The 10,795-nt window shown below is 73.7% G+C and carries 12 protein-coding genes; 4 read left to right on the forward strand and 8 right to left on the reverse strand.

Annotation, left to right across the window (positions count from 1 at the left end):
* Positions 1 to 120: 120 nt before the first annotated feature.
* The 4 genes from ACFU7Y_RS30300 to ACFU7Y_RS30315 all read right to left on the reverse strand — a co-directional run bounded on the left by ACFU7Y_RS30300 (position 121) and on the right by ACFU7Y_RS30315 (position 3,702).
* On the reverse strand, positions 121 to 360 hold the full coding sequence (locus tag ACFU7Y_RS30300) for an acyl carrier protein (RefSeq protein WP_224283099.1): 240 nt from the start codon (positions 358 to 360) through the stop codon (positions 121 to 123).
* Positions 361 to 435: 75 nt separating this feature from the next.
* Complete coding sequence (locus ACFU7Y_RS30305) at positions 436 to 1,467, reverse strand: beta-ketoacyl-ACP synthase III (protein WP_224283098.1); 1,032 nt, start codon at positions 1,465 to 1,467, stop codon at positions 436 to 438.
* On the reverse strand, positions 1,464 to 2,414 hold the full coding sequence (locus tag ACFU7Y_RS30310; protein WP_380770320.1) for an ACP S-malonyltransferase: 951 nt from the start codon (positions 2,412 to 2,414) through the stop codon (positions 1,464 to 1,466). Before ACFU7Y_RS30310 ends, ACFU7Y_RS30305 begins: the two co-directional genes overlap by 4 nt.
* Before the next feature lie 91 nt (positions 2,415 to 2,505).
* Complete coding sequence (locus ACFU7Y_RS30315) at positions 2,506 to 3,702, reverse strand: PucR family transcriptional regulator (protein WP_380770325.1); 1,197 nt, start codon at positions 3,700 to 3,702, stop codon at positions 2,506 to 2,508.
* Positions 3,703 to 3,926: 224 nt separating this feature from the next.
* Between ACFU7Y_RS30315 and ACFU7Y_RS30320 the strand changes: the two genes are divergently transcribed.
* Positions 3,927 to 4,703 (forward strand): pirin family protein, encoded by a 777-nt coding sequence (locus ACFU7Y_RS30320; RefSeq protein ID WP_224282496.1) that lies wholly within the window; start codon positions 3,927 to 3,929, stop codon positions 4,701 to 4,703.
* Here the strand turns inward: ACFU7Y_RS30320 and ACFU7Y_RS30325 are convergent.
* The gene (locus ACFU7Y_RS30325) at positions 4,700 to 5,533 is read right to left on the reverse strand and encodes a serine hydrolase domain-containing protein (protein ID WP_380770321.1); all 834 of its coding nucleotides are present in this window, start codon (positions 5,531 to 5,533) and stop codon (positions 4,700 to 4,702) included. The two genes, ACFU7Y_RS30320 and ACFU7Y_RS30325, sit on opposite strands and share 4 nt — an antisense overlap.
* Positions 5,534 to 5,664: 131 nt before the next feature.
* Between ACFU7Y_RS30325 and ACFU7Y_RS30330 the strand changes: the two genes are divergently transcribed.
* Positions 5,665 to 6,168, forward strand: coding sequence for a MerR family transcriptional regulator (locus ACFU7Y_RS30330; protein ID WP_224282494.1), 504 nt, complete (start codon positions 5,665 to 5,667; stop codon positions 6,166 to 6,168).
* On the forward strand, positions 6,165 to 7,178 hold the full coding sequence (locus tag ACFU7Y_RS30335) for an aldo/keto reductase (RefSeq protein WP_380770322.1): 1,014 nt from the start codon (positions 6,165 to 6,167) through the stop codon (positions 7,176 to 7,178). Before ACFU7Y_RS30330 ends, ACFU7Y_RS30335 begins: the two co-directional genes overlap by 4 nt.
* Positions 7,179 to 7,236: 58 nt before the next feature.
* Here ACFU7Y_RS30335 and ACFU7Y_RS30340 read toward each other — a convergent pair whose 3' ends face one another.
* Positions 7,237 to 7,815 carry a TIGR03086 family metal-binding protein gene (locus ACFU7Y_RS30340; protein WP_380770323.1) on the reverse strand — a complete coding sequence of 193 codons (579 nt, stop codon included), beginning with the start codon at positions 7,813 to 7,815 and terminating at the stop codon, positions 7,237 to 7,239.
* Between the two features lie 101 nt (positions 7,816 to 7,916).
* Between ACFU7Y_RS30340 and ACFU7Y_RS30345 the strand changes: the two genes are divergently transcribed.
* Positions 7,917 to 8,909, forward strand: a complete 993-nt coding sequence (locus ACFU7Y_RS30345) for a YafY family protein (RefSeq protein ID WP_224282491.1) — start codon at positions 7,917 to 7,919, stop codon at positions 8,907 to 8,909.
* A gap of 22 nt (positions 8,910 to 8,931) precedes the next feature.
* Here ACFU7Y_RS30345 and ACFU7Y_RS30350 read toward each other — a convergent pair whose 3' ends face one another.
* The gene (locus tag ACFU7Y_RS30350; RefSeq protein WP_380770324.1) at positions 8,932 to 10,146 is read right to left on the reverse strand and encodes an alpha/beta hydrolase; all 1,215 of its coding nucleotides are present in this window, start codon (positions 10,144 to 10,146) and stop codon (positions 8,932 to 8,934) included.
* A gap of 211 nt (positions 10,147 to 10,357) precedes the next feature.
* Positions 10,358 to 10,693 (reverse strand): MmcQ/YjbR family DNA-binding protein, encoded by a 336-nt coding sequence (locus tag ACFU7Y_RS30355; protein ID WP_224282490.1) that lies wholly within the window; start codon positions 10,691 to 10,693, stop codon positions 10,358 to 10,360.
* Positions 10,694 to 10,795: the final 102 nt, after the last annotated feature.

Genomic DNA, 10,795 nt, shown 5'->3' on the forward strand with positions numbered 1-10,795 from the left:
CCCTGGTGAGGGCGTCCCGGCCGGTGGGGTCGGCCAGGCTCCACGAGCCCGACCGACCGGTCAGCCTTCGCCGGCGTACGGGACGCCGGCCGGGCTGGCCGAGTCGAACGAGTCGATCGCTCAGGCGTTGAGGATGTAGTTCACCGCGTCGCCGACGGTCTTCAGGTTCTTGACCTCGTCGTCCGGGATCTTGACGTCGAAGCGCTCCTCGGCGGCCACGACGACCTCGACCATGGACAGCGAGTCGACGTCCAGGTCGTCGGTGAAGGACTTGTCGAGCTGGACGTCCTCGGTCGGGATGCCGGCGATCTCGTTGACGATCTCGGCGAGACCTTCCAGGACCTCTTCCTGGGTAGCCATACTGGCCGCTCCTCTTCGGTGTTGAGCGTGTCTGGCCGGCGGCCGGACACAGGCTGGTGGATTGGGCGAATGCGCCTAGGGGAGAGTAACGACTGCCGCGGCGTACACGAGACCCGCCCCGAACCCGATGATCAGGGCCAGGTCCCCGCTGTGGGCCTCACCGCTCTCCAGCATGCGCTCCATCGCCAGGGGGATGGAGGCCGCGGAGGTGTTGCCGGTCTCGGCGATGTCGCGGGCGACGGGCACCGAATCCGGCAGCTTGAGCGCCTTGATCATGGCATCCGTGATCCGCATGTTGGCCTGGTGGGGGATGAACGCACCGAGCTGGTCGGCGGTGATCCCGGCGGCGTCCAGCGCCTGCTGGGCCACCTTCGCCATTTCCCACACCGCCCAGCGGAAGACCGGCTGGCCGTCCATCCGCAGGGCCGGCCACCTGGTCTCCTCGCCCGCGCCGTTGATCGCGTCGGACTTGGCGAAGGCGGTGTCCCAGGCCTCGGTCTGGGTGATGAGGTCGGCCTGCGAGCCGTCGGAGCCCCAGATCAGCTTGCCGATACCGGGCGTGTCGGACGGGCCGACGATCGCGGCGCCGGCGCCGTCGCCGAAGATGAAGGCGGTGGAGCGGTCCGACTGGTCGGTCAGGTCGCTGAGCCGCTCGACGCCGATGACCAGCACGTACTCGGCGTTGCCGCCGCGGATCATGCCGTCGGCCAGGCCCAGGCCGTAGCCGAAGCCGGCGCAGGCGGCCGAGATGTCGAAGGCCGGGGCGTTGCCGCAGCCGAGCCGCTCGGAGATCTCGGTGGCGATCGCGGGGGTCTGCTTGAGGTGCGAGACGGTCGAGACGATCACGCCGCCGATCTGCTCGGGGGCGATCCCGGCCTGGGCGATCGCCTTGCCGGCCGCCTGGACGGACATCTCGGCGACGGACTCGTCCGGGCCGGCCCAGCGGCGCTCGGCGATCCCGCTGCGGGTGCGGATCCACTCGTCCGAGGAGTCGATCCACTCCAGGACCTCGGAGTTGGGGATCACCCGGACCGGACGGTAGCCGCCGACACCGAGGATGCGCGAGTACTGCGCGCCGCTCACCGGACGGATCTGGGGCTTGGTCATACCTGGGTCTCCTGCTCCTGACCGCCGTGCTCCGCGACGAGCTCGCGGGCCTTGTCCAGATCGGCGGGGGTCTTGAGGGCGAGCGTGGCCACACCCTTGAGGTTGCGCTTGAGCAGTCCGGTGAGAGTGCCCGCGGGGGACAGCTCGATCACCGCCGTCGCGCCCAGCTGCCCGAGGGTCTCCATGCAGAGGTCCCAGCGGACCGGGTTGGAGACCTGCGACACCAGTCGCGCCAGCACCTCGGCGCCGGAGTCCACGACCGCGCCGTCCTTGTTGGAGACGTAGCGGACCTGCGGATCGGCCGCGGTCAGGGTCGGGGCCAGCGCAGCCAGCCGCTCGACGCCCGGAGCCATGTGCTCGGTGTGGAAGGCGCCGGCCACCTTGAGGGCGATCAGCTTGGCGCGGGCCGGCGGGTCCGCCTTCAGCGCCTCCAGCTGGGCCAGCGTGCCCGCGGCGACGATCTGGCCGCCGCCGTTGTTGTTGGCCGCGGTCAGGCCGTGCTCGGCGAGCTTCGCCGCGACCTCCTCCGGCTCGCCGCCGAGCACGGCGAGCATGCCGGTCTCGGTGACGGCGGCGGCCTCGGCCATGGCCCGGCCGCGCTCGCGCACGAAGGTCAGCGCGTCGTGGGCGGTGAGCACCCCGGCGCCGGCGGCGGCGGTGATCTCACCGACGCTGTGGCCGGCCACGGCGCCGACCAGCTTGCGGGCGGCGTCCTCGTCCGGGAACAGCTCCCGGGCGGTCACCAGACCGGCGGCGACCAGCAGCGGCTGGGCGACGGCGGTGTCCTTGATCTCCTCGGCGGACGCCTCGGTACCGGCGTGCACCAGGTCGAGCCCGGCGACCTCCGACCAGCCGCGCAGGCGGTCGGCGACGCCGTCGAGCTCCAGCCAGGAGCTGAGGAAACCGGGGGACTGGGCACCCTGTCCAGGGGCGACGATTACGAGCACGGTTCAACCCTCTCTCGCCAGGCGCCCAGGGGCGGGTAGGCGACGGTAACGAAGAAAACCATCCGGGATTGTATGGTCCCTACACTCCGGTTCAGCCGGGCTCGCCGACGGCGTCCAGTCGGCCGAGGGCCAGTGCGATCCGCAGGGTGAACGCCGAACGCACGTCGGAGGGGGCGTACCCCGTGACGTCAGTCACACGTCGTAGCCGGTAGCGCACCGTGTTGGGGTGGACGAAGAGCATCCGGGCCGCGCCCTCCAGCGAGGAGGCCTGCTCCAGGTAGACGCTCAGCGTCTCCAGCAGGGCGGAGCCGGCCTCGTCCAGCGGTGTGTAGATCTCCTCCACCAGCTGACGGCGCGCGGCCTGATCGCCGGCCAGCGCCCGCTCCGGCAGCAGGTCGTCGGCCAGCACCGGGCGGGGGGCGTCCGGCCAGGCGGCGCAGGCGCGCAGGCCGGCCGCGGCGGCGTGGGCCGAGCGGGTCGCGGAGAGCAGGTCGGGCACGGTCGGGCCGACCACCACCGGACCGGGTGCGAACTGGCCGATCAGCGCCCGGGCCGCGTGCACCGGCTCCTTCTCACCGCCGACCACGACCACCAGGCGCTTGCCCAGCACCCCGGTCAGCACGTTCAGCTTGGCGTACCGGGCGGCCCGCCGGATCGCCTCGACCACCAACTCGCTGTCGCCGTCCGGCGCGCTGCCCATCACCACCCGGACCTGGCTGGGCTGGCCCCAGCCGAGCGCCGCGGCGCGGGAGAGCACGCCCTCGTCGGCGTCGCCGGACAGCAGCGAGTTGACCACCAGCGCCTCCAGCCGGGCGTCCCAGGCACCGCGCGCCTCGGCGGCCTGGGCGTACACCTGGGCGGTCGCGAAGGCGATCTCCCGGGCGTAGACCAGCACCGACTCACGCATGTCCGCCTCGTCGCCGGGGGCGGCCACCTCCTCGATGGCCTCCTCCATCACCTCGATCGTGGTGCGGATCAGTTCGACGGTCTGGCGCAGGGTGATCGCCCTGGTCAGCTCGCGTGGGGCGGTGCCGAAGACGTCGGTGGAGATCGCCTGGGCCGCGTCCGGGTGGCGGTACCACTCGGTGAAGGCGGCGATGCCCGCCTGGGCGACCAGTCCGATCCAGGACCGGTGCTCCGGCGGCATCCGCCGGTACCAGCCGAGCTGGTCGTCCATCCGGGAGATCGCGGCGGTGGCCAGCTTGCCGGAGGACTTCTCCAGCCGCTTGAGCGTCGCCGCCCGGCGCTCGGCGCGCTCGGCGGCGTTTCTGCGCTCCTGCGCGGTCAGGCGGGGTGCCGCGCGGCCGGGGCGGTCACGGCCCGGCCGGGCGGCCGGGCTCTTCCCGGTGGGTTCGGGTGCGGGGCTGGGACTGGGGTCGCTCTGGGAGTTTGCGGAAGCGGCTGGCACAAGGACAAGACTGCCTCACGTGAGTGACTGCTCGTGCACACCCCCCGGCGGAGCGCCGCGGTGGCGAGAGTCACACCCCGGGCCCCAGCCACTACGGTGGGGGCGTGAACGAAGCCCCCGACCGCCCCCGTGCCGACCTGCGCCGCACCGCCGAGCGCTACCGCTCCGCCCCGGCCGAGGGCGTCGAGACCAGGCACGCGTTCTCCTTCTCCGGCCACTACGACCCGAAGAACACCCACTTCGGCGCGCTGCTCGCGTGCAACGAGGAACTCCTCGCTCCCGGCGCCGGGTTCGAGGAGCACAAGCACCGGGACACCGAGATCCTCACCTGGGTGCTGGAGGGCGCGCTGGCCCACCGGGACTCGCACGGCCACAGCGGAGTGGTCCGCCCAGGGATGGTCCAGCACCTCAGTGCCGGCTCCGGCGTCACCCACACCGAGCGCAATGTCGGCGGCGCCACCGGGCCGGTGCGCTTCGTCCAGATGTGGCTCCAGCCGGACGCGTTCGACGCGCCCCCCGCGTACGGCCTGCGCAAGGTGGAACCGGCGGACGGCGGGTTGACGCTGCTCGCCTCCGGGCTGGAGCGCGACGCCGGGACGGACGCCCTGCGGCTGCGCCGCAGCGACGCCGCGCTCTGGCTGGCCACCGCCGGGCCGTGGCAGCCGCTGCCGCCGCTGCCCGAGGCGCCCTGGCGGTACGCGCACCTGACGGCCGGCTCGCTGGGCTACCGGACCGTTCCGGGGCCCAAGGGCGGCGGCCGCTCGATGGTTCCGGGCGACAGCGTCCGGATCACCGGCGAGGCCTTCGCCGACCCGGCGGCGGGCGAGACCGGCGCCGAACTCCTGCTCTGGGAGATGCACTCGCCGGTCTCGTACGGCTAGCGCCCCAGCTCTGCGAGCACCGCGTCCGAGAAGGCAGGCCAGGCCTCGACCGCCCACGGCCCGAAGTCCCGGTCGGTGAGCGCGATGCAGGCCGCGCCGGCCTGCGGGTCGACCCACAGGAAGGTTCCGGACTGGCCGAAGTGCCCGAAGGTTCCGGGGGAGTTGGCGGTGCCGGTCCAGTGCGGGCTCTTGCCGTCGCGGATCTCGAAGCCGAGGCCCCAGTCGTTCGGGCGGCGATGGCCGTAGCCGGGCAGTACGCCGCTGGTGCCGGGGAAGGCGACCTCGCGGGTGGCCTGCCGGACGGTGGACGGGTCCAGCAGCTTGGGCGCCTGGAGCTCGGCGGCGAACCGGGCGAGGTCGGCGACGGTGGACAGGCCGCCGGCGCCGGCCGGGGACTTGTGCGCGGTGTTGATCAGGGTGTCGGCCATGCCCAGCGGTTCGAACACCGCCTCGGCGACGTAGCGGGAGAACTCGATCCCGGCGGCCTCGGACAGCGCCCGCGCCAGCGCGTCGAAGCCCGCGTTGGAGTAGAGCCGGCGGTTGCCGGGCTCGGCGAACACCCGGTCCTCGTCGAAGCCCAGGCCGGAGGTGTGCGCGAGCAGGTGGCGGACGGTCGACCCGGGCGGTCCGGCCGGGTCGACCAGCTCGAACACGCCCTCCTCGACGGCGACCAGCGCCGCGTAGGAGGTGAGCAGCTTGGTCACCGAGGCGAGCGGGAACAGGTGCTGCTGCGGTCCGTGCGCGCCCAGCACCGCGCCGTCCGCCGCCCGCACCACGGCCGTCGCGGCGTGGGGCACCGGCCAGTTCTCGATCATCCGCAAGCTCTCCATGAGCCCGACTCTAGTCGCCGGGAAATTCGTCGGAAAAGGTGGTGGCGGGGCCACCCGGATGTCGGGCTTGCTTGGAGTGCACTCCAACTCGGTAGCGTCGTTCACGTCGCACAGGACAGGGGAGACAAGCGATGGCCGCACCCGCACGCATCGAGATCGACCTGCGCAGCTGCTCGGAGGTGTTCAGCCGCCCGACGGGCGATCCGGACCGGACGCCGAGGCACACCATCAGCGAGGTCGCCGCGGCGAGCGGGTTGACCGACCACACCCTGCGCTGGTACGAGCGGATCGGTCTGCTGGACCCGGTCGACCGGGCGGCGGGCGGCCGGCGCCGCTACTGCGACGCCGATCTGCACCGGCTGGCCTTCCTGGGCCGACTGCGGCTGACCGGCATGTCCGTGGCGGACATGCTCAAGTACGTGGACATGGCCCGCCAGGGCGAGCGGACCTACCGGGAGCGGCAGCAGCTCCTGGAGGCCCAGCGCGAGGAGGTCCGGCAGCGGATCGCCGACCTCCAGGCCACCCTCGCCGTCCTCGACTACAAGATCGATCTCTATGCCGGGAAGGCCGCCGACGGCGTCGGCGCCCCCGTCCAATGCCAGAACATCCGTGTAGAGGAAGAGCAGAGCGCATGACTCAGACCGTCCTTCCCACCGTCGAACTCGGCACCGGCGGCCCGCTGGTGGGCGTCCAGGGCCTCGGCTGCATGGGCATGAGCGAGTTCTACGGCCCCACCGACGCCGACGAGGCGCTCGCCACCCTCGACGCCGCGCTGGAAGCCGGCGTCACCCTCTTCGACACCGCCGACATGTACGGCTCCGGCCACAACGAGGAGCTGATCGGCCCCTTCGTCCGGGCCAACCGGGACAAGGTGGTGATCGCCACCAAGTTCGCCATCGTGCGCTCCGAGGAGGACGGCTCCGTCCGCGGCATCAGCAACGACCCGGCGTACATCCGGACCGCGGTGGACGCCTCGCTGCGCCGCCTCGGCGTGGACGAGATCGACCTGTACTACATGCACCGCCGCGACCCGGCCGTGCCGCTGGCCGACTCGGTCGGCGCCATGGCCGAGCTGGTGCAGGCCGGCAAGGTGCGCCACCTCGGCCTGTCCGAGGTGACCGGCGCGGAGCTGCGCGAGGCCCACGCGATCCACCCGATCGCCGCGCTCCAGTCCGAGTGGTCGGTGTTCGCCCGCGACGTCGAGCGCACGGCGGTGCCGGCCGCAGCGGAGCTGGGCGTCGCCTTCGTGCCGTACTCGCCGCTCGGGCGGGGCTTCCTGACCGGCGCCTTCCAGGACGCCAAGGAGCTCTCGGCGGACGACTACCGCCGCACCAACCCGCGCTTCACCGGCGACAACGCGGCCGCCAACGCCGAACTGCTCGACCCGCTGCGGGAGATCGCGGCGGCTCGCGGCGTGACGCTCGCCCAGGTCGCGTTGGCCTGGGTGCACCGGCAGGCCGAGGTGCACGGGCTGGCCGTCGTGCCGATCCCGGGCACCCGCAAGCGCAGCCGGCTCGCCGAGAACACCGCGGCGGCGACGCTGCGGCTGACCGCCGAGGAGCTGGCGCTGCTGGAGCCGGTGGCCGGCCGGGTCGCGGGGAGCCGCTACGCGGACATGAGCTCCACCTCGGCGGCGCGGGAGTAGCGGGCACCTGCGGCCCGGGGGGAGCCGGCGGACGCTCCCCCCGGGGCCGGTGACGGGGTCAGACCGTACGGCCCGTCCAGGCGGCCAGCCGGGTGTGCACGTCGGCGTCCTCGGCGACCGGCCGGACGGCGGCGAACGGGACGCCCGGCACCCGCTGCTCGGCCGGCAGCACGAACTCGGCGATGGCCAGCGCGGTCCGCGCGAGGTCGTCGTCCAGGGCGAAGTCGTTGCCGAGGCCGGTGGCGATGTCCCAGGAGTGGGTCACCAGCTCCATCAGGTAGCCGCCGACCGCCACCGCGCCGGGCACCTCGCCCCAGGGGGCGACGGTCGGGCGGCCGAGCTTGGCGTCGTCCGCCCAGGCGGCGGCCACCCGGGTGCGGGCCCGGCCCAGCGCGGCCGGCCAGCCCTCGTCCGAGGGGTCCTCGATGGCGGCCACGACGTCCTCGGCGTGGCCGCCCTCGCCCATGTACGCGAACCGGTGGATGCCGCCGACCACGTGGTTCAACAGCTGACGCAGCGTGAACTCGGCGCAGGGGGTGGGGCGGTCGAGGTCGGCCGGGGTGATCGTGGCGAACAGCTTCTCCAGCTGGTCGAGGGCGGTCAGGTACTGCGGGCGGGCATCCTGGACGGCGGTCATCTGCGCTCAACTCCCTGGTGTCGGGTGGTCTTTCGGGCTCGGAACGCAATCTCCCAGTAAAACCTGACAACTACCGTCAGGATTACTGGGATTCTTGGGACATGAAGGCCGACCGCCTGCTCTCGATCCTCCTGCTGCTCCAGACCCGCGGCCGGGTGCCCGCCACCGAACTCGCCGAGCGGCTGGAGGTGTCCGTCCGCACCATCTACCGCGACGTCGAGTCGCTCTCCGCCGCCGGGGTGCCGGTGTTCACCGAGCGCGGGCGGCACGGCGGCATCGGCCTGCTGCCCGGCTACCGCACCGACGTCACGGGCCTGACCGCGGACGAGGCCAGGGCGCTGTTCGTGCTCTCCGCCCAGGGCGCGCACAGCGACCTCGGGCTGGACGGTGCGCTCGGCTCGGCGCTGCGCAAGGTGATGGCGGCCCTGCCCGCCCCGCACCGGCCGGCCGCCGAGCGGATCAGCGAGCGGATCCTGGTCGACCCGGCTCGCTGGATGCAGACCCCCGGCGCGGCCGGCCCCGCCATCGGACCGGACCTCGGGGAGCTGCAGTACGCCGTCTTCGCGGACCGGCGGCTGCGGCTGCGCTACCGGCACAGCGGCGCGCCCGCGCCGGTGGAGTACACCGTCGACCCGTACGGGCTGGTGAGCAAGGCCGCGGTCTGGTACCTGGTGGCCGATCTGCACGGCGAGCCGCGGCTGTTCCGGGCCGACCGCGTGCTGGCCGCCGACACCACCGAGGAGGCGGTGCGGCGCCGGGCCGGGGTCGGGCTCGGCGATGCCTGGGCGGTGCTGCGCGAGCAGGTCGAGCGGTTGCCGAAGGACGTGCCGGTGCGGGTGCGGGTCCGGCGTGGACGGCTGGACATGTTCCTGCGCATCCACGGCGGCCGGGTCACCGCGCCGCCGCCGGAGCCGGTCACCGGGCCGGCCGAGGAGTGGGCCGAGGTGGCGATGGCCTTCCCCGCCCCGGCGGCCGTCCGGTTGCTGCTGGCCTTCGGCCCGGACGTCGAGGTGCTGGCCCCGCCGTCCGCCCGGCGCGAGCTGGCCCGGGCGGCCGCGGACGCCCTGCGGCTGTACCAGGACCAGCCGGCCTAGCCAGGGGGCGTTCTCCCGGGCTTCAGGAGCCGGGGTTGGCCCGGACCACGTCCTGGTAGTGGCCGAGCGAGATCGCCGCGAAGTTGTGCAGGCTGTCGGTGCCCTCGGTGAAGTAGCCGTTGTGGCCGGCCGCGCGGGCCGAGGAGATCTGCTCGGAGCCGAAGCCGCTCGCGGTCGGGTCGGCGCCGTGGCCGAGGCCGCCGACCTCCAGGAACGGCACGTTGCCGATCCAGTCGCTGGGGTTGCGGGTGGCCCAGACGTGCACGCCGGCGCCCAGCTCGGTGGTGCTCTGCACGCCCATGCCCGGGCTGCCGAACACGACCAGGTCGGTGATGCCGGAGGTGTCGGACGGCGAGGCGGCCGCGCGGGGGATGTCCGGGGCGGCGTTGCCGCAGACCACCGAGCCGTACGAGTGGCAGAGCAGCGACGGCGGCGCGTCCGGCCGGGTGGTCTCCTTGAGCCCGGCGAGCAGCCGCTCCAGCCGGGGCGCGGCGACGTCCGCGAGCCGGGAGGTGGCGGCGTCCGGGCCGAGGCCGGAGGGGGTGACGTAGCCGGTCCAGGAGATCACGGCGGTGCGGGTCTTCGGCGCCTGGCGCCGCTCCTCCGTGAACAGGGCGCGGGCCATGCCGGCCGGGGAGCGCAGCGGGTCGGCCGTCTGGTCGTGGTGGCCGAGGTCGGCGTCCGAGCCGGGGACGAGCACGGAGATCCGCTCGGCGTCGGCGAGGTCGCCCCACACCTCGGTGACCAGGCCGCGGCCGCGCGGGTCGAAGGCCAGGATCTGCCGGTCGGGGGCGAGCAGGTGCTCGACGTCGTTGGCGCGGGAGACGGCCAGCGCGCGGGTGTCGGAGTCCAGTCCGCGGTCGGCGGCGCGGGCCCGGGCCCGGTCGCGCTCGGCGGCCAGGGCGATCCTGTTGGCGCGGTAGCGCAGGTCCAGCGGGGCGCCGTCGTAGTTGCCGACGACCAGCGGGTACTCCTGGATCAGCCGGTCCAGCTCGGTGGGCGCGAGCGAGGCGAAGAACCCCGCGGCGGCGGCCGGGGTGGTGGTGGCCGGGTCGGGCAGGGAGTGGCCGAAGGAGTGGTCCTGGACCCAGGCGGCGCTGCCGGCCGGAGGCGTGGAGATCGCGAGCTGTTCGGAGGAGACCGCGGCCGCGGCGGCGGAGGCTCCGGCGTCGGCGAGCACCGCGCAGCCGGCGAAGGCCCCGATCAGTACCCGCTTCCAGCGTCGACGGTTGCGCACCGCACCAACTCCCTTGGGGCCCGTCACCGTTTCGCGGGCGGTGCCCGGAGGGTGCGATGGCTCTGCTGACTTCCCTGCGCAAGCCTAGGGGGCCCGGAGGGACGGCGGGAACGCCTAAACTGTGGGATGGATCACATGAACCGGAGGTGTCCGTGCGACGTCTCCCAGTGGTTCGGGCGGTGGCCCGCGCGGCCGTCCGGCCGGGCCGTACTCAGGCGTCGAACTCGCGGACCAGGCGCTTCGGTGCCGTCCGCCGCCAGGCCTCGGTGACCAGGTCGCGCAGCTCGTCCCGGTCCACCAGGTCCAGCCGGACGCTCACCCAGCCGTGCCGTCCGACGTACGGGGCGGAGGAGAACACCTCGGGCTCGGCGGCGAGCAGTTCGGCCTGGTCCTCGGGGGAGGCCTTGACGGTGACGCGGTCCCCGTCGGGCGCGCCCATCGCGAAGATCCGGCTGCGGACCCGCAGCGTCTCGATGTCCCAGGTCGGCTCCCGGGCGGCCTCCGGCAGGGCCATCGCCATCGTGCGGAACTCGTCGAACGTCACCATGGCGGCAGGGTAGGGCAAGGCGCGGACAACGTGCCCCCGGCGCGCGGCACGGCGCACCGGGGGTGGGTGGCGACGGGCGCAGGGCGTGGACCGGTCGGTCCA

The organism is Kitasatospora sp. NPDC057542 (assembly GCF_042801945.1).
GTDB lineage: Bacteria > Actinomycetota > Actinomycetes > Streptomycetales > Streptomycetaceae > Kitasatospora.

Coding starts and splice junctions, on each gene's coding strand:
- ACFU7Y_RS30300 (WP_224283099.1), bottom strand. CDS start 360: ATGGCTACCCAGGAAGAGGTCCTGGAAGGTCTCGCCGAGATCGTCAAC.
- ACFU7Y_RS30305 (WP_224283098.1), bottom strand. CDS start 1,467: ATGACCAAGCCCCAGATCCGTCCGGTGAGCGGCGCGCAGTACTCGCGC.
- ACFU7Y_RS30325 (WP_380770321.1), bottom strand. CDS start 5,533: ATGGAGAGCTTGCGGATGATCGAGAACTGGCCGGTGCCCCACGCCGCG.
- ACFU7Y_RS30330 (WP_224282494.1), top strand. CDS start 5,665: ATGGCCGCACCCGCACGCATCGAGATCGACCTGCGCAGCTGCTCGGAG.
- ACFU7Y_RS30335 (WP_380770322.1), top strand. CDS start 6,165: ATGACTCAGACCGTCCTTCCCACCGTCGAACTCGGCACCGGCGGCCCG.
- ACFU7Y_RS30340 (WP_380770323.1), bottom strand. CDS start 7,815: ATGACCGCCGTCCAGGATGCCCGCCCGCAGTACCTGACCGCCCTCGAC.
- ACFU7Y_RS30345 (WP_224282491.1), top strand. CDS start 7,917: ATGAAGGCCGACCGCCTGCTCTCGATCCTCCTGCTGCTCCAGACCCGC.
- ACFU7Y_RS30355 (WP_224282490.1), bottom strand. CDS start 10,693: ATGGTGACGTTCGACGAGTTCCGCACGATGGCGATGGCCCTGCCGGAG.